Annotated in this window: 22 protein-coding genes and 4 tRNA genes; 19 read left to right on the top strand and 7 right to left on the bottom strand. The window is 71.2% G+C overall.

Features of this window, described 5'->3' with window-relative positions; all coding sequences use genetic code 11:
* Positions 1–218 precede the first annotated feature (218 nt).
* From MUN78_RS06880 to MUN78_RS06870, 3 genes are all read right to left on the bottom strand, one after another.
* Entirely contained in the window at positions 219–485 is a 267-nt protein-coding gene (locus MUN78_RS06880) for a hypothetical protein (RefSeq protein WP_244729570.1), read from the bottom strand.
* 76 nt (positions 486–561) lie between these two features.
* A complete protein-coding gene (locus MUN78_RS06875; RefSeq protein WP_244729568.1) occupies positions 562–897 on the bottom strand; it encodes a hypothetical protein in 336 nt (111 codons plus the stop codon).
* A complete protein-coding gene (locus MUN78_RS06870) occupies positions 894–1,136 on the bottom strand; it encodes a hypothetical protein (protein ID WP_244729566.1) in 243 nt (80 codons plus the stop codon). Before MUN78_RS06870 ends, MUN78_RS06875 begins: the two co-directional genes overlap by 4 nt.
* Before the next feature lie 720 nt (positions 1,137–1,856).
* On the opposite strand from MUN78_RS06870, the gene MUN78_RS06865 reads away from it, so the two are divergent.
* A tRNA-Gly gene (locus MUN78_RS06865) sits at positions 1,857–1,932 on the top strand.
* Positions 1,933–1,958: 26 nt separating this feature from the next.
* On the opposite strand, the gene MUN78_RS06860 is transcribed toward MUN78_RS06865, so the two are convergent.
* The gene (locus MUN78_RS06860; RefSeq protein WP_244729565.1) at positions 1,959–2,753 is read right to left on the bottom strand and encodes an AAA family ATPase; all 795 of its coding nucleotides are present in this window, start codon (positions 2,751–2,753) and stop codon (positions 1,959–1,961) included.
* A 104-nt stretch (positions 2,754–2,857) separates the two neighbouring features.
* Here MUN78_RS06860 and thrS point away from each other — a divergent pair, with 104 nt between their 5' ends.
* The 4 genes from thrS (at position 2,858) to ruvC (ending at position 6,836) form a co-directional block, all read left to right on the top strand.
* Entirely contained in the window at positions 2,858–4,822 is a 1,965-nt protein-coding gene (thrS, locus tag MUN78_RS06855) for a threonine--tRNA ligase (RefSeq protein ID WP_429952307.1), read from the top strand.
* Positions 4,823–4,893: 71 nt separating this feature from the next.
* On the top strand, positions 4,894–5,424 hold the full coding sequence (locus MUN78_RS06850; protein ID WP_244730032.1) for an HIT family protein: 531 nt from the start codon (positions 4,894–4,896) through the stop codon (positions 5,422–5,424).
* A gap of 46 nt (positions 5,425–5,470) precedes the next feature.
* A complete protein-coding gene (locus MUN78_RS06845) occupies positions 5,471–6,235 on the top strand; it encodes a YebC/PmpR family DNA-binding transcriptional regulator (RefSeq protein ID WP_244693767.1) in 765 nt (254 codons plus the stop codon).
* A 7-nt stretch (positions 6,236–6,242) separates the two neighbouring features.
* Entirely contained in the window at positions 6,243–6,836 is a 594-nt protein-coding gene (ruvC, locus tag MUN78_RS06840; protein WP_244693766.1) for a crossover junction endodeoxyribonuclease RuvC, read from the top strand.
* Here the strand turns inward: ruvC and MUN78_RS06835 are convergent.
* Complete coding sequence (locus tag MUN78_RS06835) at positions 6,833–7,630, bottom strand: trimeric intracellular cation channel family protein (RefSeq protein ID WP_244729563.1); 798 nt, start codon at positions 7,628–7,630, stop codon at positions 6,833–6,835. The genes ruvC and MUN78_RS06835 overlap by 4 nt on opposite strands.
* 16 nt (positions 7,631–7,646) lie before the next feature.
* On the opposite strand from MUN78_RS06835, the gene recO reads away from it, so the two are divergent.
* From recO to clpX, 14 genes are all read left to right on the top strand, one after another.
* Complete coding sequence (gene recO, locus MUN78_RS06830) at positions 7,647–8,369, top strand: DNA repair protein RecO (RefSeq protein WP_244729562.1); 723 nt, start codon at positions 7,647–7,649, stop codon at positions 8,367–8,369.
* Between the two features lie 10 nt (positions 8,370–8,379).
* Positions 8,380–9,168 (top strand): isoprenyl transferase, encoded by a 789-nt coding sequence (locus tag MUN78_RS06825; protein WP_244693763.1) that lies wholly within the window; start codon positions 8,380–8,382, stop codon positions 9,166–9,168.
* 62 nt (positions 9,169–9,230) lie between these two features.
* On the top strand, positions 9,231–10,427 hold the full coding sequence (gene dusB / locus MUN78_RS06820) for a tRNA dihydrouridine synthase DusB (protein ID WP_244693762.1): 1,197 nt from the start codon (positions 9,231–9,233) through the stop codon (positions 10,425–10,427).
* 73 nt (positions 10,428–10,500) lie between these two features.
* Positions 10,501–11,706: a deoxyguanosinetriphosphate triphosphohydrolase gene (locus MUN78_RS06815; RefSeq protein ID WP_244730030.1), complete on the top strand. Its 1,206-nt coding sequence runs from the start codon at positions 10,501–10,503 to the stop codon at positions 11,704–11,706.
* Between the two features lie 25 nt (positions 11,707–11,731).
* Positions 11,732–13,600 (top strand): DNA primase, encoded by a 1,869-nt coding sequence (gene dnaG / locus MUN78_RS06810; protein ID WP_244693761.1) that lies wholly within the window; start codon positions 11,732–11,734, stop codon positions 13,598–13,600.
* Positions 13,601–13,716: 116 nt separating this feature from the next.
* A complete protein-coding gene (locus MUN78_RS06805; protein ID WP_244693760.1) occupies positions 13,717–14,565 on the top strand; it encodes an ABC transporter ATP-binding protein in 849 nt (282 codons plus the stop codon).
* A gap of 103 nt (positions 14,566–14,668) precedes the next feature.
* Positions 14,669–14,741 (top strand) — tRNA-Asn (locus MUN78_RS06800).
* A 73-nt stretch (positions 14,742–14,814) separates the two neighbouring features.
* Positions 14,815–15,417, top strand: a complete 603-nt coding sequence (locus tag MUN78_RS06795) for a gamma carbonic anhydrase family protein (RefSeq protein ID WP_346730627.1) — start codon at positions 14,815–14,817, stop codon at positions 15,415–15,417.
* 37 nt (positions 15,418–15,454) lie between these two features.
* Positions 15,455–15,525, top strand: a tRNA-Gly gene (locus tag MUN78_RS06790).
* A gap of 115 nt (positions 15,526–15,640) precedes the next feature.
* A tRNA-Pro gene (locus tag MUN78_RS06785) sits at positions 15,641–15,718 on the top strand.
* Positions 15,719–15,781: 63 nt separating this feature from the next.
* Positions 15,782–17,305 carry a trigger factor gene (gene tig / locus MUN78_RS06780; protein ID WP_244729561.1) on the top strand — a complete coding sequence of 508 codons (1,524 nt, stop codon included), beginning with the start codon at positions 15,782–15,784 and terminating at the stop codon, positions 17,303–17,305.
* Between the two features lie 150 nt (positions 17,306–17,455).
* Positions 17,456–18,040 (top strand): ATP-dependent Clp protease proteolytic subunit, encoded by a 585-nt coding sequence (locus tag MUN78_RS06775; protein WP_244729560.1) that lies wholly within the window; start codon positions 17,456–17,458, stop codon positions 18,038–18,040.
* A 42-nt stretch (positions 18,041–18,082) separates the two neighbouring features.
* Positions 18,083–18,757, top strand: a complete 675-nt coding sequence (locus MUN78_RS06770) for an ATP-dependent Clp protease proteolytic subunit (protein WP_244693757.1) — start codon at positions 18,083–18,085, stop codon at positions 18,755–18,757.
* A gap of 112 nt (positions 18,758–18,869) precedes the next feature.
* Positions 18,870–20,141, top strand: a complete 1,272-nt coding sequence (gene clpX, locus MUN78_RS06765) for an ATP-dependent Clp protease ATP-binding subunit ClpX (protein WP_244693756.1) — start codon at positions 18,870–18,872, stop codon at positions 20,139–20,141.
* Between the two features lie 46 nt (positions 20,142–20,187).
* Here clpX and MUN78_RS06760 read toward each other — a convergent pair whose 3' ends face one another.
* Both MUN78_RS06760 and MUN78_RS06755 read right to left on the bottom strand, forming a co-directional pair.
* On the bottom strand, positions 20,188–20,724 hold the full coding sequence (locus MUN78_RS06760) for a hypothetical protein (protein WP_244729559.1): 537 nt from the start codon (positions 20,722–20,724) through the stop codon (positions 20,188–20,190).
* A 10-nt stretch (positions 20,725–20,734) separates the two neighbouring features.
* The gene (locus MUN78_RS06755; protein ID WP_244729558.1) at positions 20,735–21,076 is read right to left on the bottom strand and encodes a Fe-S oxidoreductase; all 342 of its coding nucleotides are present in this window, start codon (positions 21,074–21,076) and stop codon (positions 20,735–20,737) included.

Raw genomic sequence — 21,076 nt, 5'->3', positions numbered from 1 at the left:
AGATCTGGGTGTGGGCGAACGCGGTGGAGCGCAAGGAACCGCGGCCTACTACTCCCAGGGGAGCCGCTCCGGGAGCGCAGGCAGGATCCTGACCACCCCGCAGGACTCATCGCTGCAGCGCACGGTGTCCCCGATCCTCTCGGCGGGGCCACCGCACGCTACGCAGATCCACGACGTCGGGGGCATACAGGTATTCTCGCGACTCGGCGACGATACTGTCACATGTTCATGATCGCTTCGATGTACTGAGCCTCTGCCTCGGCAAGGCGCGCGTGCGCGTCCAGCACATCATCCCTACTGCTCGAGCCGTGGATGTCGACTTGAAATCTCGCGTGTGCTGCGAGGTAGGCCGCGACGTGCGGCAGGTCGGCGCTCGGCGCGGCAGCGTCCCCACGGAGCAGGGCTGCGGTCTCCTTGTACATGCGCCGCCATGCGGCGTAGTGCTCTTCGTCGAGTCCGTTCTCGGGGTCGTTAAACTGGTCCATGATTCGTGCTCTTTCAGGTCGAATCCGCGCCCCCGGGGAGGGTCCAAGCTCCTGCGGGGGTATCTTCTGCCTTCGGCTATGCGGCGTTGTGGTGGCTGTTGACGTAGCGCTCGAGCTGCTCACGTGCGATCGCGGAGATCGTGCGCCCTTCACGGGACGCGATCTCTTCGGCCTGCTCGCGAAGCTCGGCGGGGATGCGGAACGCGACCTGCGGGGATCGCCCGCTCCCGAGGGAGGGCCGACCGCCGCGATTGGCCTCGGCGGCGCGCTCGGTGGTGAACGCATCGGCGCTGGCCTCGGTGACGCGTTCGCCGGTGCTGGCCTCGGTGACGTGCTCCGAGTCGAGGTCGACGTCGGGGCCGACCTCGGTTTCGTCAGTGACCTTGTAGCGGTCGAGGGGGTTGGTGCTCATTCCCAGTGTCCTTCCTTCCTGAAGTTGAGCGGCATCACGTGGATGATGATGACGAGGTCCGGATCTTCCTCGGCGATGAAGCCGACCAGTTCGAGTTCGCGTCCCCGCTCGTCGGTGCCGACCCAGAGGAGCTTGTCGTTCTCGATGGAGCGCGGGGTCCCCGCGTCCCGGAGTGCCGCGATGGCCGACGCGCGTCCGATGCGGTGCTTGCGGGAGGAGCGGGAGAACCTGATCTGCATGGTTCTAGTTTAGTCAGACACAACCGGTTGTGTCAAACAAAACCGAATATGGATTGTTCGACATCGGGCGAGACCCGTGGGGCACTCGTGGGGCGCGGGCGGGCTGTGATCCACTGCGATGCGCTGCCCCACGCCGCGACCCGCGATCCCGCCCTTCCCTTGTTCCGCAAGGCATCATGGCACTACGCCGTGGGGCACGGTATCGGACTGCCGTGCACTGTAATCCGCCGTAGTGCCTTCACACGGAAGAGGTCATCGGTTCGAGCCCGGTATCGCCCACATCGAGAAGCCCCCGGTTCTGCCGGGGGCTTCGGCGTTCCCGTACCGTGCGGCCCCGATCCGCCGCCCGTTCCCCGATCCGCCTCGCCCCCCTTTCCGCCTCCCCATCCTCCTCCCGGCACCCCGCCACCGACCCCCGGACGCCCCAACCGATGAATCCGGGTCGACGGTGCACGGTGCGCGCCCCTCTCACCCTGCCGCTCCGACCCGGATCCGGAGCGTGGGGGACCTGAAGGACCGGGGCCGGGAGGACCCGGGGGACCCGGGGGACCGGGAGGAGGGGGGACCGGGGCACCGGGGGACCGGGAGGAAGGGAGACCGGAAGGACCGGAGGCGCGGGAGGCGCGAGCCGGGACACTCCCGAGATCCGCGTCGGCTTTGGCGATGCGGGGCTCCTGCGCCAGAGTGGTGCGGGCGCCCGGTGCTCCGGGTGCACGCCGTGCGGATGTAGCGCAGTTGGTAGCGCATCACCTTGCCAAGGTGAGGGTCGCGAGTTCGAGTCTCGTCATCCGCTCCACGGGACGACCTGTCCGACGCGCCCCGCTATTCGAGCAGATGCCGGAGATAGCGGTCTGGCGCAGCGAGATAGCGGCGGTGGTGCTGCACGAGCTCGAGCTCCTCCCACCCGGCCTCACGGATCCCCCGGTCGCCCAGCTCGAGGATCTCGGCACCCGGCAGCGAGGTGAGGATCGGCGAGTGCGTCGCGCAGATCACCTGCGTGCCGCGCCTGCGCATGCGGTCCAGCGCACCGACCCAGGAGAGCTGGGACTGGAAGGAGAGACCGGCCTCCGGCTCGTCGAGGACCGCCAGCCCCGTCACCGAGCGATCAGGGTCGAGCTTCTCCGCGAGCAGCTCGTTGAACGCCTCCCCGTGACTCAGCCGATGCATCGACGGGCCGGGCGCACCGATGCCGTCGAGGTAGGAGAAGTAGCCGTGCATGGTCTCGGCGCGGAGGAAGAACCCCCAGCGCGACGCCCGGGGTCCGCGCTCGACCCGGAGCCACTCGCCGAGCGGCGACTCGGTGCGCGCCGTCCGCCGACCGCCGTTCGTGCTCCCGCCCTCGGCGGGGAGCCCGGCGGCCTCCGCGATCCCCTCGAGCAGGGTGCTCTTGCCCGAGCCGTTCTCCCCGACGAGAAAGGTCACGCCGTGACCGAACTCCCAGCCCGCCCGCCGGCATCCCTCCAGGAACGCGGAGACGGCGGGAATCGTCGCGGGCCACTCGGCCGCGTCCACCGGCGCATCGTCGAAGACGTGCACGCGGCGGATCGGCCGCGCGTCGCTCCGCCAGTCGGCGCCGCCGCGCGCATCGGCGGGCGTGCGCCGGGTTCCCCGAGACATGCCAGCAGCCTAGCCCGACCCTCCGACGTCGCGGCTGGACCGCCCCCGCGCTCGGGACGACTAGAATCGACGGGTCAGCCGTTCCCTCCCGAAGGAGCTCACCCGTGCCCGATGGCTTCTCCCTGTTCACCGATCGTTCGATCGTCGCGATGCGCGTGGGCGGCGAGCTGCGCGACCTCGCGACGGAAGTGACGGAGACGGACGCGGTCGAGCCGGTGACCATCGACTCGGAGGACGGTCTCGCCATCCTCCGTCACTCCGCCGCGCACGTCCTCGCGCAGGCGGTGCAGCGCATCAACCCGGAGACCACGCTCGGCATCGGCCCGCCCATCGTCGACGGCTTCTACTACGACTTCGACCCCGAGACCGCATTCACCCCCGAGGACCTCAAGGCCGTCGAGAAGGAGATGCAGCGGATCGTCAAGCAGGGGCAGCGCTTCGTGCGCCGAGTCGTCACCGAGGAGGAGGCTCGCGCCGAGCTCGCGCACGAGCCCTACAAGCTCGAGCTCATCGGGATCAAGGGCGGCGCGGGCGACGACAACGGCGAGAGCGTCGAGGTCGGCGGCGCCGAGCTCACGATCTACGACAACGTCGACCCGAAGACCGGTGAGCTGTGCTGGAAGGACCTCTGCCGCGGTCCGCACGTCCCATCCACCCGCGTCCTCGGCAACGGCTGGGCGCTGATGCGCTCGGCGGGCGCGTACTGGCGCGGCAGCGAGAAGAACCCGATGCTGCAGCGCATCTACGGCACCGCGTGGCCGACGAAGGACGAGCTGCGCGCCTACCAGACGCGCCTCGAGGAGGCCGCGAAGCGCGACCACCGCAAACTCGGCGTCGAACTCGACCTCTTCAGCTTCCCCGACGAGATCGGCTCCGGCCTCGCGGTCTTCCACCCGAAGGGCGGCATCATCCGCCACGAGATCGAGTCGTTCATGCGCGCGGAGCTGCTGAAGAACGGCTACGAGGTCGTCAACAGCCCCCACATCACCAAGGGGGCGCTCTTCGAGACGAGCCAGCACCTCAACTGGTACCGCGACGGCATGTTCCCCGCCATGCACCTCGACGAGGTCGTGGACGACGACGGCCGCGTCGTCAAGCAGGGGCAGGACTACTACCTGAAGCCCATGAACTGCCCGTTCCACAACCTGATCTTCCGCGCGCGGGCCCGCAGCTACCGGGAGCTGCCGCTGCGGCTCGCCGAGTTCGGCACCGTCTACCGCTACGAGAAGAGCGGCACCCTCTCCGGTCTCACCCGGGTCCGAGGGCTCACCCAGGACGATGCCCACATCTACGTCACCGACGAGCAGGTGAAGGACGAGATCAAGCGCCAGCTCGACTTCGTCTTCGCCACGCTCCGCGCCTACGGCCTCGACGATTTCTATCTCGAGCTCTCGACCCGGGACCCCGAGAAGTCGGTGGGCACCGACGCGCAGTGGGAGATCGCGACCGAGACGCTGCGCGAGGTCGGCGAGGAGTCCGGGCTCGAGCTCGTCGCCGATCCCGGCGGCGCCGCCTTCTACGGCCCGAAGATCTCCGTCCAGGCGCGCGACGCGATCGGGCGCACCTGGCAGCTCTCGACCGTGCAGCTCGATTTCAACCAGCCCGAGCTCTTCGAGCTCGAGTACACCGCGGCGGACGGCACCCGCAAGCAGCCCGTGATGATCCACCGCGCGCTGCTCGGCTCCGTCGAGCGCTTCTTCGCGATCCTCCTCGAGCACTACGCCGGCGCGTTCCCCGTCTGGCTCTCGCCGACGCAGGTCGTCGGGATCCCGGTCGCGGAGCAGTACGGCGAGTACCTGGACGGCGTCATCGCGCGACTGCGCGAGCAGGGCGTGCGCGCCGAGGTCGACCACAGCGACGACCGGATGCCGAAGAAGATCCGCACGCACACCAAGGCGAAGATCCCGTTCCAGCTCATCGCCGGCGAGGAGGATCGGGCGGCCGGCGCCGTGAGCTTCCGCTTCCGCGACGGCACGCAGCTGAACGGCGTGCCGGTCGACGAGGCGATCGAACGCATCCTGCGGTCGATCCGGGAGCACGAGCAGGTGTCCACGGCGTGGGCGGAGTAGACGCCGCCGATCCCGCGGCGCCGCGCACCGAGAGCATCCCGGAGAGCGGCGCCGCGGGGGACGCCGACGGCATGCAGCGCCTCTGGGTGCCGCATCGCATGGTGTACGTCGCCGATCATCATCAGCCGGACCGGACGGACTGCCCGTTCTGCGCCGCGCCGGCGCGGACGGACGAGGATGCGCTCATCGTGGCGCGCGGCGCGCACAGCTACGTGCTGCTGAACCTCTTCCCCTACAACAACGGCCACATGCTCGTCTGCCCGTACCGCCACATCTCCGGCTACGACGAGGCGAGCGCCGAGGAGGTCGCCGAGATCGGCGCGCTCACCCAGACGGCGATGCGCGTGGCCCGCGAGGTCATGGGATGCCACGGCTTCAATCTCGGCATGAACCAGGGCGAGATCGCTGGTGCGGGCATCGCCGCGCACCTGCATCAGCACATCGTCCCCCGCTGGGCCTCCGACGCGAACTTCTTCCCGATCATCGCGAAGACGAAGGCGATGCCGCAGCTGCTCGGCGACGTCAGGGAGGCCATCGCGGCGGCCTGGCCCGTCGACCCCGGGCCGGGCGTGCAGCGCCCCGCAGGCGGGGCGCGCGCATAGACTGTTCCATCGATTCGACATTCTCAAGACGTGAAGAGGAGCTCCCGTGTCCGGACACTCCAAGTGGGCGACGACCAAGCACAAGAAGGCCGCCATCGACGCGAAGCGCGCGAAGGCCTTCGCGAAGTACATCAAGGTGATCGAGGTCTCCGCGCGGATCGGCGGCGCCGATCTCGCCGGCAACCCCGCCCTCGCCGACGCCGTGCACAAGGCGAAGAAGAACTCCGTCCCCGGCGATAACATCGACCGCGCCATCAAGCGCGGGGCCGGGCTGACCGGCGACGCCGTCGAGTACACCACGATCATGTACGAGGGCTACGGCCCGAACGGCGTCGCCCTCATGATCGAGTGCCTCACCGACAACAAGAACCGCGCGGCCGCCGAAGTGCGCACCGCGCTCAGCCGCAACGGCGGCACGCTCGCCGATCCGGGCAGCGTCGCGTACAACTTCGCCCGCAAGGGCGTCATCACCGTGCCCGCCGAGGGCACGAGCGAGGACGAGGTGCTGACGGCCGTCCTCGAAGCGGGCGCGGAGGAGGTCGCCCAGACCCCCAACGGCGAGGCCTTCGAGGTCATCACGGAGGCGAGCGACCTCGTGGCCGCGCGCACGGCGCTCGTCGACGCCGGCATCGACTACGAATCGGCCGACGCCGAGTTCGTGCCCAACCTCAAGGTCGACATCGACGCGGACACGGCGCGGAAGGTCTTCCGCATCATCGACGCGCTCGAGGACAGCGACGACGTGCAGAACGTCTTCTCGAACTTCGATCTGTCGCCCGAGGTGCAGGCCGAGCTCGAGCAGGACGACTGATCGGCCCGTGCCCCGGATCATCGGGATCGATCCCGGCCTCACCCGCTGCGGGGTCGGGATCGTCACCGCCTCCGGGGGGCGCAGGGTCGTCTTCGAGCACGTCGAGGTGATGCGCAGCCCCGCGGAGGCGAGCACGCCCGCGCGCCTGCTCCAGCTCGGCTCGGGGATCCAGCGGCTCCTCGACGGCGAACGGCCCGACGCCATCGCGCTCGAGCGGGTCTTCGCGCAGCAGAACCTGCCGAGCGTGATGGGCGTCGCGCAGATCAGCGGCGTCGTGATGTTCCTCGCCGAGCAGCGGGGCATCCCCGTGGCGCTCTACACGCCGAACGAGGTGAAGGCGCAGGTGACCGGCTACGGCAGCGCCGACAAGGCGCAGGTGACCACGATGGTGACCCGCCTGCTCGGTCTGGCGGCCCCGCCGAAGCCCGCCGATGCGGCCGACGCCCTCGCGCTCGCCATCACGCACGCCTGGCACCTCGGCCGCGGCGGGGCGGCGGACCGGATCGGCGCGGGCCCCCCGCCCGCGGGCGAGACCCCGGCCCAGCGCGCCTGGCGCGAGGCTGAGGCGAAGGCCGGCAGGCGGCGCGGGCCGCGCTCCTAGCGCGGGCGGCGCGGATCCGGGTCCCGGGATCCGGGTTCCGCGCCCCCGAACGGGTCGTCGGTCTCGGGATCCGGCAGCGTGATGGCGCCGGTGTGCAGCGCCTCCTCGATCGCCTGCTCGACCTGCCGCTGCCGCCGCAGCCGGATGCGGCTGAGCGCGCGCTGCTCCGGCAGGCTCCAGCCGAAGCGCACCGCGAGCAGCCGCACGAGCGCCGTCACCACGACGCAGGCGATCCCCGCGGCGAGCACCGGCACCCCGCAGGCGAGCAGGACGACGAGCACCGCGACGCCGACGAGGCTCGCGACGGCGTAGAGGGAGCCGACGTGCATGAGCGCGATCGGGATGTTGAGCATCACGTCGCGCAGCACGCCGCCGCCCACGGCCGAGACCGTGCCGATAAAGAGGGCGGGCACGACCGGCATGCCCAGCGCCAGCGCCTTGGTCGCCCCGATCGCACCGAACATGCCGATGCTCAGGGCGTCGAGGACGGTGATCACGGGGTCGACGCGCTGCAGCAGCCGGGGCAGCAGCATGCCGATGAACGCCGCGCCCGTCGCGACCAGGAGGTACAGGTTCTCGGAGAAGGCTGCCGGCGTCGTGCCGAGCAGGATGTCGCGGAGGAAGCCGCCCCCGATGCCCGAGGCGATGCCGATGATGGCGACGCCGAGCAGGTCGATGCGTTTGAAGCCCGCCGCGAACATCGCGCCCTGGAGACTGCCCACGCCGACCGCGATGAGGTCGACGGGCAGCGGGGTACGGAAGGTCTCGTCGAGCACCCCTCCATTCTCGCGCATGCGGGATACTGGGGGGATGCCGCTCTACCGCGAAGAAGGCGTGGTGCTCCGCACCCGCAAGCTCGGCGAGGCCGATCGCATCGTGACGCTGCTCACGCGCGGACGCGGCCTGCTGCGCGCCGTCGCGAAGGGCGTGCGGCGCACCTCGTCCAAGTTCGGCGCGCGCCTCGAGCCGTTCATGGTCGCCGATCTGCAGTGCTTCGAGGGGCGGAGCCTCGACACGATCACGCAGGCGGAGACCCTGGGCGCCTACGGGCCGGCGATCAGCGCCGACTACGAGCGGTACCGCGCCGGCAGCGTGATCGTGGAGACCGCCGAGCGTCTCGCGGAGGGCGGCCCGTCCCGGGAGCTGTACGCCCTGCTCGTCGGGGCGCTGCGGACGCTCTCCGCGGGGCGGATTCCCCCGGAGCTCGTGCGCGACGGCTATCTGCTGCGCGCCATGTCCCTCGCGGGCTGGACCCCGGGCTTCGACGCCTGCGTGCGCTGCGGCGCGCCGGGGCCGCACACCGTGGTCGCCGTGCAGGCGGGGGGCGTGCTCTGCGAGGACTGCCGCGCACCGGGCGCGCCGCGCCTGGATCCCGGGAGCGTGGCGCTGCTCACGGCGCTGCTCGCGGGCGACTGGGAGCGGGCCGTCGCGTCCACGGAGCGCGAGCGCGGTCAGGCGGCCGGGATCGCGGCGGCCTATACCCAGTGGCATCTCGAACGCGGCCTGCGCTCGATGAGCGCCCCGCGCCTCTAAACTGGCACGCATGCGCCAAGCCCCCGATACGCTCGTCCCGGTCGACTGGACCGGCGAGCAGCCGCCCCGCTTCGCCGGACCGGCGCCCCGGCACGTGGCCATCGTCATGGACGGGAACGGGCGCTGGGCGAACCGGCGCGGACTCCCGCGGGTCGAAGGGCATCGGATGGGGGAGCAGGCCCTGCTCGACGTCGTCGCCGGGGCGATCCAGGCGGGCGTCGAGCACCTGAGCGTGTACGCCTTCTCGACGGAGAACTGGCGCCGTTCGCCCGACGAGGTCCGCTTCCTCATGGGCTTCAACCGCGACGTGCTCCGCCGACGGCGCGCGCAGCTGGACGCCTGGAACGTGCGGATGCGCTGGGCCGGACGCCGCCCCCGGCTTTGGGGCTCCGTGATCAGCGAGCTGCAGGCCTCGGAGCGCGCGACGTCCGCGAACACCGGCCTCACCCTGACCATGTGCGTGAACTACGGCGGGCGCAACGAGCTCACGGACGCGGTGCGCGAGATCGCCGCCGAGGTGCGGGCCGGGAGGCTGTCCCCGAACGGGATCACGGAGCGGACGATCGGGCGCCACCTCTACGTGCCCGAGCTGCCCGACGTCGATCTCTTCCTGCGCAGTTCCGGCGAGCAGCGCACGAGCAACTTCATGCTCTGGCAGTCCGCCTACGCCGAGATGGTCTTCCTCGACACCCTCTGGCCCGATTTCAGCCGCCGGGAGCTGTGGCGCGCGATCGGCGTCTTCCACGACCGCGACCGGCGGTTCGGGGGAGCGGTGGACGTGCCTGGCGCCTCCGGCTGAGCGCCGCGCGCCGCCGGACGGCCCGCTGCCGGTCGCGGCGTCCGTGCGACAATGGAGGCGATATGACTACCCAGACGCTTCCCGCAGGCGGGCTCAGCATCGGCCCCCTCCGCCTCGACGTCCCCGTCGTCCTCGCCCCCATGGCCGGGATCACGAACACCGCGTTCCGCCGACTCTGCCGCGAGTACGGCGCGGGCCTCTACGTGAGCGAGATGATCACGAGCCGCGCCCTCGTGGAGCGCACGCCGGCCTCGCTCCGGCTCATCAAGCACCACGAGAGCGAGACGCCGCGCTCGATCCAGCTCTACGGCGTCGATCCGAGGACCGTCTCCGAGGCCGTGCGCTTCCTCGTCGACCAGGATCTCGCCGATCACATCGATCTGAACTTCGGCTGCCCCGTGCCGAAGGTCACCCGCCGGGGCGGGGGCTCCGCGCTGCCGTGGAAGCAGGATCTCTTCCGCGCGATCGTCGAGGGCGCCGTGCGCGCGGCGGGCGAGCTCCCGCTCACGGTGAAGATGCGCAAGGGCATCGACGCGGACCACCTGACCTATCTCGATGCGGCTCGCGCCGCCGAGGGCGCGGGCGTCGCGGCCATCGCGCTGCACGGGCGGACGGCGAACGAGTTCTACTCGGGCCGCGCCGACTGGGAGGCCATCGCGACGCTCAAGGAGACGGTGACGAGCGTGCCCGTGCTCGGGAACGGAGACATCTGGTCGGCGGAGGACGCGATCCGGATGGTGCGGGAGACGGGCTGCGACGGCGTGGTCGTCGGCCGCGGCTGCCTCGGCCGGCCGTGGCTCTTCGGCGACCTCTCCGCCGCCTTCCGGGCCGAGGCCGGGGAGCTCAGCCCCGCGGAGGCCGCGGCCGCCGTCGCGAAGCCGCCGCTCGGCTTCGTGATGGACGCCATGCGCCGCCACACCGAGCTGCTCGTCGAGTTCTTCGACGGCGAGGAGGATCGGGCGTGCCGGGACATCCGCAAGCACGTCGCCTGGTACTTCAAGGGGTACGGCGTGGGCGGCGACACCCGCCGGGCCCTCGCCGCGGTCGAGTCGATCGCGCAGATGGACGAGATCTTCGCGACCATGGACGCGTCGCTGCCCTACCCCGGCGAGGGCGCCGAGGGCCAGCGGGGGCGGGCGGGCAGCCCGAAGCGGGTGGCCTTGCCCGACGGCTGGCTGAACTCCCGCAGCATCGACGACTCCGCGCGCGCCATGGTGGCGGAGGCCGAGCGCCAGGACGGCGGGTCCGACGGTGGCTGAGGCCTCGGCGCTCGGCCTCGCGACGCAGACGGAGCTCCCCGCGGACTACCGCCCCGAGGATGCGGAGCGCTTCATGCCGGAGACCCATCGGGGCGCGCGCAGCGACTTCGCGCGGGATCGCGCCCGCGTGCTCCACTCCAGCGGCTGGCGCCGGCTCTCCGCGAAGACCCAGGTCCTCAGTCCCACCGCCGGCATCGACTTCGCGCGCAACCGCCTCACCCACTCCCTCGAGGTCGCGCAGATCGGGCGCGAGCTCGCCGTGGCGCTCGGGCTCTCCCAGGACGTCGTGGACACCGCGTGCCTGGCCCACGACCTCGGCCATCCGCCGTTCGGGCACAACGGCGAGAAGGCGCTGAACGAGTGGGCCGCCGACATCGGCGGTTTCGAGGGGAACGCGCAGACGCTGCGGATCCTCACCCGCCTCGAGCCCAAGCACTTCTCCGGGACGGGGGAGAGCGTCGGTCTCAACCTCACGCGGGCCACCCTCGATGCGAGCTGCAAGTATCCGTGGGCGCTCGCGGAGGCGGCGCCGGGAAGCGCGAAGTTCGGGTACTTCGCCGACGACGCCGAGGTCTTCCACTGGCTGCGCGCCGACGCCCCGGCGCGGCGCAAATGCGCCGAGGCGCAGGTCATGGACCTCTCGGACGACATCGCCTACTCCGTCCACGACTTCGAGGACGCGATCGTGAGCGAGCACATCGATCCCGAGATCCTCACCGCGCGCTCCGGGCACGCCTCGCTCATCCGCGCCGTCGCCGACTGGGCAGAGGGCCGCTACACGGCTGACGAGCTCGGCGCCGCCTTCGACCGCATGTCCGCGGGGGAGAGCTGGCTCACCCGCTGGGACGGTTCGCGCCGCGATCAGGCGCAGCTGAAGAACTTCACGAGCGACATGATCGGGCGCTTCGCCCGCGCCGCGATCGACGCCACGCTCACGGCTGCGGACGGCGCGCCGCTCGCCCGGTACGGAGCCGACGTGGTCGTTCCCCGCGAGATCCGGGCCGAGATCGCCGTGCTCAAGGGGATCGTGGCGGCCTTCGTCATGCAGAGCGGCCGTCGGCAGCCGACCTACCGGCGGCAGCGCACGCTGCTGCTCGAGCTGCTGCACACCCTCTGGGAGACGGGGGCCGGCGAGCTCGAACCGGCGTACGCCGCCGATTTCCGTGCCGCGGACTCTGAGGAGGCCGCCCGACGCGCCGTCGTGGATCAGGTGGCGTCGCTGACGGATCAGTCGGCGATCGCCTGGTACCGCCGGCTCTGCGACGTCCCGCTCGTCTAGCCGCGGCCCGCTAGACTCTGCAGCTATGGCGGGCCGGATTCGACAGAGCGATGTGGAAGAGGTCAAACGGCGCGTCAACCTCGCCGATCTGGTCGGCGACTACGTCGCGCTGAAGAACGCCGGCGTCGACTCCATGAAGGGGCTCTGCCCGTTCCACGACGAGCGCAGCCCGAGCTTCCACGTGCGGCCGGCGCTCGGCTACTACCACTGCTTCGGCTGCGGGGAATCCGGCGACGCCTTCACCTTCCTGCAGCGCATGGATCATCTGAGCTTCGCGGAGTCCGTGGAGCGCCTGGCCGCGCGGATCCACTACGTGCTCAGCTACGAGGAGGGCGGCTTCACCCGCGAGGACGGTCCGAACCGGGCGAGACTGCTCGCGGCGAACCAGGCGGCCGCGGCGTACTTCGCCGCGCAGCTCGCGGGGGAGGAGGCCGCGACGGGACGGGATCTGCTCGGCGCGCGCGGCTTCGACGCGGCCGCCCTGGAGCGCTTCGGCGTCGGCTACGCGCCGCGCGGCTGGGACCATCTCACGTCGCATCTGCGGGCGCAGGGCTACACGCCGGCCGAGCTCGCACAGGCCGGGCTCGTCTCCGAGGGGCGGCGCGGCGTCTACGACCGCTTCCGCGGCCGAGTCGTCTGGCCCATCCGCGACACGAGCGGCCAGGTGCTCGGCTTCGGCGCGCGGAAGCTCTACGACGACGATCAGGGGCCGAAGTACCTCAACACGCCGGAGTCCCCGGTCTATCACAAGGCGCAGGTGCTCTACGGCCTCGACCTCGCCAAGCGCGCGATCTCGCGCGGGCGGCGCGCGGTCGTGGTCGAGGGCTACACCGACGTCATGGCCTGCCACCTCGCCGGCATCGACACGGCGGTGGCGACCTGCGGCACCGCCTTCGGCAAGGAGCACATCGCCATCCTCCGACGGGTGATGGGGGACGACGCGGCCGCCGAGGTCGTCTTCACCTTCGATCCCGACGAGGCCGGGCAGAAGGCGGCGCTGCGGGCGTTCAGCGAGGAGAAGCGCTTCACCGCCCAGACCTATGTCGCGGTCGCGCCCGACGGCCTCGATCCCTCGGATCTGCGCATGCATCGCGGCGACGAGGCCGTGCGCGAGCTCTTCACGCGGAAGACCCCGCTCTTCGAGTTCGCGCTGCGCCAGGCGGTGGGGCGCTTCGACCTCAACAGCGTCGAGGGCCGCGTCTCGGCGCTCCGCGCCGCGGCGCCCATCATCGCCGAGATCAAGGACCCCTCGCTGCGACCGGGCTACACGCGCGAGCTGGCGCGGATGCTCGGCACGGAGCTCGGCGAGGTGCAGCAGGCGGTCAGGCAGGCGGCGCAGCAGGCGGCCCGCGCGCCGGGTCAGCGGCAGGAGGCGGAACCCCGCGGTCCGCAGTCCGCGGCCCCGGAGCCCCGGGCGCCGCGCGTCTCGCTCTCCTCGCTCCGGAGCGCGCCGAGCACCTGGCTGGAGCGCGACGCCCTGATGGCGATGCTGCAGCAGGCCGACGGCGTGGGCGCCGAGCTGCTCCAGCAGGCGGTCACCGCGCAGGTCGCCGAGCCGCAGCTGCGGATCGTGCGCGACGCCGTCGCGGCGGCGCTCCCGGCGATCGGCTCGCCCGGCTGGCTCGACGCGGTGCTCGCGGCCGCGCCGGAGTCGCATCGCGGCCTCGTCCGCGAGCTCGCCATGGCCCCGATGCCGGAACGGCGCCCCGAGCAGCTCGCGGCGTACAGCCGCGACGTGGTCATCTCCCTCCTCGACCGGGACCTCCAGGGGCTGAAGCGGGAGCTCCTCGCCCGGATGCAGCGCATCGGGGATCATGCCGACCCGGCCGCCCGACGCATCCAGGAGCAGCTCGTCGCCCTCGAGGCGGCGCGCCGGGGCCTGCGCGAGGAGTGAGCGCGCGCCGGGATCGCGCGACGGGCCGCGCGCGTTCCCGCACGGCCACGGACCATGCCATAGGCTGGCGCGGGGAAGCCGACCGGCGACCCGACGCGCACTCCGAGGAGCAGCAGATGGCCCACCCCGTACTCGACGCGGATCCGATGATCCACGTCTCCGATCTCTCCCTGTCCTACCCGGCGCATGCCGGCGGCCGAGAGTTCGAGGCGGTCGAGGGCGTCACCTTCGCCGTCGCGCGCGGCGAGATCGTCGCACTGCTGGGCGAGAGCGGCTCGGGCAAGTCGACGCTCGCCCGCTACCTCGCCGGACGCGGCAGGGAGGCCGGCGAGAAGTCCGCGCGGATCAAGCACACCGGGGGATCGGCGAGCGTCTTCGACGTCCCGCTGCGGCGACTCGGACGGCGCGCGGCCTCGCGGCTGACGGCCTACGTCGGCTATCTCGCTCAGGACGCGGGCGCGACGCTCACGCCGGAGCTCAACGTCGGCGACATCCTCTTCGAGCCCATCGTCGAGCGCAGCAAGCACTTCGACCGCGACGCGCTCGGCGAGCGGATCGCGGAGATGATGGACATCGTGGCGCTGCCCCTCGCGAAGCTCCAGGAGTACCCCTACGAGCTCTCGAAGGGCCAGCGCCAGCGCGTCGCGGTCATGCGCGCGCTGATGCTCGATCCGACGCTGCTCATCGCCGACGAGCCCACGCTCGGCGTCGATGCGAACAACCGTCCGAAGATCGTCGAGCTGCTCCGGTGGTACCGCGAGCGGACGAACGCGGGCATGCTGCTCATCAGCCATGACATCGGCATGCTCGAGGCGCTCGTGCAGGACGTGATCGTCCTGCAGCAGGGGCGGACCGTGGGGCACGGCGACATCAACGAGATCTTCCGCCACGCCGATCACGGCTACGTGCAGCGCCTCGCCCAGGCCCTGCGCGCCACCGCGTACGACGAGATCGCCGAGGAGTGAGGACGGCTCGTCAGGCGGACCCGCCCGGGCGGCGCCGGAGCGCGGGCGGATTTGCAGAGCCAATTCCGGTCTTGCTACGATAGTCGAGTTGCTGCGGCAATGATCCCCTGTAGCTCAGTTGGCAGAGCGCTTGACTGTTAATCAGGATGTCGCTGGTTCGAGCCCAGCCGGGGGAGCCCTGGAACCCCCACCCGAGCGGTGGGGGTTCTTCTGCATCCGGGCCGCCCGGGTGGGAGCGAGGAGGCGCCGGTGGACGGACGAGCAGCGATGAACCCCGCGGGCCTTGACGCGCACGGCCGCGTCATCCCCGTACCGCCGTACGGCGCTCCCCGGATCGCGGCATCGGCGTGGCTCGCGCCCGGCTCCGTCGTGGTCGGCGACGTCGAGATCGGCGCGGACAGCAGCATCTGGTACAACGCGGTGGTGCGGGGCGATTCCGACGCGGTGCGGATCGGAGCGCGCAGCAATGTGCAGGACGGCGTCGTGATCCACACGCAGCGCGGCATCCCCGCGCGCATCGGCGACGAAGTCTCGATCGGCCACAACGCCGTCGTGCACGGCGCCACGGTCGAGGACGGCTGCCTCATCGGGATGAACGCGACCGTGCTCAGCGGGGCGGTGGTGGGGACCGGATCGCTCGTCGCCGCGGGCGCGCTCGTGCCGCAGGGCGCCGTGATCCCCCCGCACTCGCTCGTCGCCGGGATCCCCGGACGGGTCGTGCGCGAGCTGCGCGAGGAGGATCGCGACGCGGTGCGGACGAACGCCGAGGTCTACGCGGCGTATACGGAGCACCACCGCGCGGCGACACGCGACGGGAACGGAGATTCGCCCCGCGGCGCGGATGCACTATGATCGATCGAGTGCCCGGTACGCTCCGCGACCGGTGCCCGGGGATGTAGCTCAATGGTAGAGCCTCAGTCTTCCAAACTGATTACGCGGGTTCGATTCCCGTCATCCCCTCCGAGAGAAACCCCCTGGCGCGCCAGGGGGTTTCGTGCATCGCCGGCGGTTTCGGCTAGACTTGCTCGGGTTGCGCGCGCACGCGTGTACGATCCAGCGGAAACCTGCGGGTTGCCGGGGCGTAGCTCAGCTTGGCTAGAGCGCCCGCTTTGGGAGCGGGAGGTCGCAGGTTCGAATCCTGTCGCCCCGACCAGGGTCCGCGCCCCGACCCGATGCGGGCTGACCGCAGCACGATCCGAATCCATGAGAGGCCAAATTGCCGAAGACGACCGCTGAGAAGCTCACTCCGACCCGCGCCAAGCTGAGCGTGCAGGTCACGCTCGACGAGCTCGAGCCGTACCTGAAGCAGGCGTACAAGACCATCTCCGAGCAGGTCTCGATCCCGGGCTTCCGCAAGGGCAAGGTGCCCGCGCCGATCATCGATCAGCGCATCGGCCGCGAGGCCGTCGTCCAGGAGGCCGTCAACGCCTCCCTCGACGACTTCTACCAGGCCGCGCTCGCGGAGTCCGACGAGCGGCCGATGGGCCGGCCCACCGCCGACGTCGCCGAGTGGCCGGACGCGAAGGATCCGAAGAGCACGCTCGAGCTCGTCTTCGAGGTCGAGGTGCGCCCGGAGTTCACCCTGCCCGCCTACGACGGCATCACCCTGACGGTCGATGACGCCGAGGTGGACGAGGACGCGGTAGAGGCCGAGCTGACGAAGCTGCGCGAGCGCTTCGGCACCCTCGTCACGGTGGATCGCCCCGCCAAGACCGGCGACTTCGTCGAGCTGGACCTCACGGCCACCATCGACGGCGCGGAGGTCGACCAGGCCAGCGGCGTCTCCTACGAGGTCGGCGCGGGCAACCTGCTCGCGGGCACGGATGAGGCGGTGGAGACCCTCACCGCCGGCGAGACGACGACCTTCACCTCCCAGCTGCTCGGCGGCGAGCACGAGGGCAAGGACGCCGAGGTCGAACTCACGCTCACCGCGGTCAAGGAGCGCGAGCTCCCCGAGGCCGATGACGAGTTCGCGCAGCTCGCGAGCGAGTTCGACACGATCGCCGAGCTCCGCGAGAGCCTCGTCGAGCAGGTGTCGAAGGCCTCGGTCTTCGCGCAGGGCCAGCAGGCGCGCGACCTCTTCACCGCGACGCTCATCGAGCAGGCCGGCATCCCGGTCTCCGAGGAGCTCGTCGAGGAGGAGGTGCACCGCCACCTCGAGAGCGAGGGGCGTCTCGAGGACGATGAGCACCGCGCCGAGGTCCGCAAGTCCGCCGAGGAGCAGATCCAGATGCAGCTGCTGCTCGACGCCATCGTCGAGGCCGAGGGCGTCACCCCGACGCAGAACGAGCTGTCGCAGTACATCTTCCAGTCCGCGCAGCAGTACGGCATGGAGCCCACCCAGTTCCTCCAGGCGATCAGCCAGGGCAACCAGATGGGCGTCATCCTCGGCGAGGTCACGCGCAACAAGGCGCTCGCGATCGCCCTCGCCAAGGCGGAGGTCGTCGATCGGTCAGGCAAGCCCGTCGATCTGAGCGAGTTCACCTCGGTGGACGACGAGGTCGAGGAGGACGAGGAGGGCGCCGAGGAGGCTCCCGCCGAAGAGGAGGCTCCCGCCGCGGCCCCCGCCGCCGAGGCCCCGAAGAAGAAGTCGTCCGCGAAGAAGCAGGCCGCGGAGCCCGCCGCCGACGCCACCGACGAGGACGCGAAGAAGGCCGCCCGTTCGGCCGCCGCGAAGAAGGCCGCCGCGACGCGCGCGGCCAAGAAGGCGGCCGCCGAGGCCGAGCAGGCCGCGGAATAGGCCGCGCGCGCCGCAGCGCGGAAGGCCCCCGCCGGGATCGCCCGGCGGGGGCCTTCCGCATGCCGACCCCATGCGCCCAGGGCGAACACGGGCGCCGTGGATGCCGCGAGTCGATACGCTCGAATCAAGCAACAACGAATGGAGCGCCGAATGGCTGAACAGACGCCACCGAACAGCGTGTTCGAACGCCTGCTGAAGGACCGCATCATCTGGCTCGGTTCCGAGGTCCGCGACGAGAACGCGAACGAGATCTGCGCGAAGATCCTGCTGCTCGCAGCGGAGGATCCCGAGGCCGACATCTACCTCTACGTCAACTCGCCCGGCGGCTCGATCACCGCGGGCATGGCGATCTACGACACGATGTCCTTCGTGCCGAACGACATCGTCACCGTCGGCATCGGCATGGCGGCCTCCATGGGGCAGTTCCTGCTCACCGCGGGCACGAAGGGGAAGCGCTACATCACCCCGAACGCCCGTGTCCTCCTCCACCAGCCGCACGGCGGCTTCGGCGGCACCGCGAGCGACATCCAGACGCAGGCCCAGCTCATCACGTCGATGAAGAACCGCCTCGCGGAGATCACGGCGGCGCAGACGGGCAAGAGCGTCGAGCAGATCAACGAGGACGGGGACCGCGACCGCTGGTTCACGGCCGACGAGGCGCTCGAGTACGGCTTCGTCGATTTCATCCGCGACTCCGCGAGCGATGTCGTCGGCGGCGGCGGAACGAGCAAGTAGCTCATGGGACAGGAAGCGAACGATTCGATGATGACCCCACAGATGTCACACACCCCGATGATGCCCCAGGCGGGCGGCGCCGCGCTGCGGATGCCCGAGGCCCGGTACGTCCTCCCCTCCTTCGAGGAGCGCACGGCCTACGGCTTCAAGCGGCAGGATCCGTACGCGAAGCTCTTCGAGGACCGCATCATCTTCCTCGGCGTGCAGGTCGACGACGCCTCGGCGGACGACGTCATGGCGCAGCTGCTCGTGCTCGAGAGCCAGGACCCGGAGCGCGACATCACGATGTACATCAACTCGCCCGGCGGCTCCTTCACCGCGATGACGGCGATCTACGACACGATGCAGTACATCCGGCCGCATGTGCAGACGGTCTGCCTCGGCCAGGCGGCCTCGGCCGCCGCGGTGCTCCTCGCCGGCGGCACGCCGGGCAAGCGCCTCGCCCTGCCGAACGCGCGCGTGCTCATCCACCAGCCCTCCACCGGCCAGGCCGGGCACGGGCAGGCCTCCGACATCGAGATCCAGGCCGCGGAGATCATGCGCATGCGCGAGTGGCTCGAGGAGACGCTCTCGAAGCACTCCAAGCGCTCGGTGGAGGAGGTGCATCGCGACATCGACCGGGACAAGATCCTGAGCGCCCAGGAGGCGTTCGAGTACGGCCTGGTCGATCAGGTGCTCACGAGCCGGAAGAACCCCCAGGCGGTCCTCCCGCAGTGATCCGACGGGCCCCGGGGCGACCCGGGGCCCGCGGCGTGCCGTCGGTGATTGTCCGCGGCGCCCGCTACGCTGTGAGGAGTCCCTCCTCATCGACCGCGAAGGAGTTCTCCGCATGGCGAAGATCGGCGAGAGCAGCGAGCTGCTGAAGTGCTCCTTCTGCGGAAAATCGCAGAAGCAGGTGCAGCAGCTCATCGCCGGCCCGCAGATCTACATCTGCGACGAGTGCGTCGCGCTCTGCAACGAGATCATCGAGGAACGCCTCGCGGAGCACCAGACGAGCGAGGCCGCGGACTTCACGCTGCACAAGCCGCGCGAGATCGCGGACTTCCTCGACCAGTACGTGATCGGCCAGGACCGGGCCAAGCAGTCGCTGGCCGTCGCCGTCTACAACCACTACAAGCGGGTCCGCGCGGCGGCGTCGCTCACGAGCGCCGAGGCGGCCGCCGAGCAGGTGGAGATCGCGAAGTCGAACATCCTGCTCATCGGCCCGACCGGCTGCGGCAAGACCTATCTCGCGCAGTCCCTCGCCCGGCAGCTCGGGGTGCCCTTCGCCGTGGCCGACGCCACGGCGCTCACCGAGGCCGGCTATGTCGGCGAGGACGTCGAGAACATCCTCCTGAAGCTGCTCCAGGCCGCCGACTTCGACGTCCAGCGCGCCGAGACCGGCATCATCTACATCGACGAGATCGACAAGATCTCCCGCAAGGCCGAGAACCCCTCGATCACGCGAGACGTGTCGGGGGAGGGTGTGCAGCAGGCGCTCCTCAAGATCCTGGAGGGCACGGTCGCCTCCATCCCGCCGCAGGGCGGTCGCAAGCACCCGAACCAGGACTTCATCCAGCTCGACACGACGAACGTGCTCTTCATCGTCGCCGGCGCGTTCGCCGGCCTCGAGGACATCATCGGCTCCCGCCTCGGCAAGGGCGGCATCGGCTTCGGCTCGCCGGTCGCGAGCAAGCGCAACGACGAGGAGCTGTTCGCCCGGGTGCAGCCGGAGGATCTGCACAAGTTCGGCCTCATCCCCGAGTTCATCGGTCGCCTGCCCGTCGTCGCCACGGTGGATCCGCTCGACGTGGACGCGCTGACGCGCATCCTGACGGAGCCGAAGAACGCGCTGGTCAAGCAGTACCAGCGGATGTTCGAGATCGACGGCGTCGGCCTCGAGTTCGAGGAGGCCGCGCTCGAGGCCATCGCCGAGCAGGCGGTCGCGCGCAAGACGGGCGCCCGCGGGCTCCGGGCGATCCTCGAGAGCCTGCTGGGCCCCGTCATGTTCGAGGTCCCCTCGGACGGCGACGTCACGAAGGTGATCGTCACCCGCGAGTCCGTGCTCGGCGAGGCGCCGCCGCGCGTGCTCCAGGCGCGGGGCGGCCGCGAGAGCGCCTGAACGACGCCTGAGCGCCCGAGGCGCGTCGCGAGCGCGCCGTCGGCCCTCAGCCGCGCGCGATGTCGTAGCTCAGCAGCACCGAGCCGTCGGCCTCCGGGAGGAGCAGCGCCTCGGCGGTCAGACCGTCCGATGCGAGGCTCGCCGTCCGACCGCCCTCGGGCGTCGTGCCCGAGGCGCCGACGACGAAGCCGCTCGCATCGATGACCGACTGCCACCAGGCCTCGGCGGTGGCCGCGTCCGCCGCGCGGAGCACGAGGAACCACTCGTCGGCGCCGCGTGCGCCCGTCTCCCAGACGGTCGCGCCCTCGGGCACCGCGAAGGCCTCGCTCGGGAACGACTCGGGGAGCTCCACGTTGCGCTCCAACTGCTCCTCGTCGGTCTGCTCCTGCCAGCTGCCGCCCGTGCCGCCCTTCTCCGCGTCGCCATCGGCGGCGCCGGCGGCCCCGCCCGCGGAGGCGGCATCGCTCGAGTCGCTCGCCCGGGGTGCTCCCGCGTCCGGTTCCGGCGCGCAGGCGGCGAGGGGGAGGAGGAGCAGGGCGGCGCAGGCTCCCGCGAGCCAGCGCGCCTCCCGGATTGCGGTCATGCGGACCACGCTAGCGCAACCACTCGTCGTCGTCCTCGGCCCCCGCGTCCTCGGCCCCCGCGTCGTCGGCCCCGGCGTCCTCGCGGGACGCCCCGGATGCCGGCGAGCCCGAGCCCGGCCCGGCCGGCTCGCCCCGCTCGGCGACGGCGCGGCTGACGACCGCACCGCTCCGGTCGAGCGTCACGACGATCGCGTCATCGAGGGCGCAGCGCGGCCGGCCCTCGAGCCAGGTCAGGGTCCAGGCCGAAGCGCGCGGATGCGCCGCCTCCTGCGCGGCGATCTCGCCGTGCAGCGCGGCCGGCACGCCCCGATGCGGGGGCGAGCCCGCGGCCCAGCGGGCGCCCAGCTGCAC

This window comes from Leucobacter allii, from assembly GCF_022919155.1.
GTDB lineage: Bacteria > Actinomycetota > Actinomycetes > Actinomycetales > Microbacteriaceae > Leucobacter > Leucobacter allii.
Note: the sequence above shows the minus strand (reverse complement) of the source record. Positions and strands in the feature narration are given on the sequence as shown.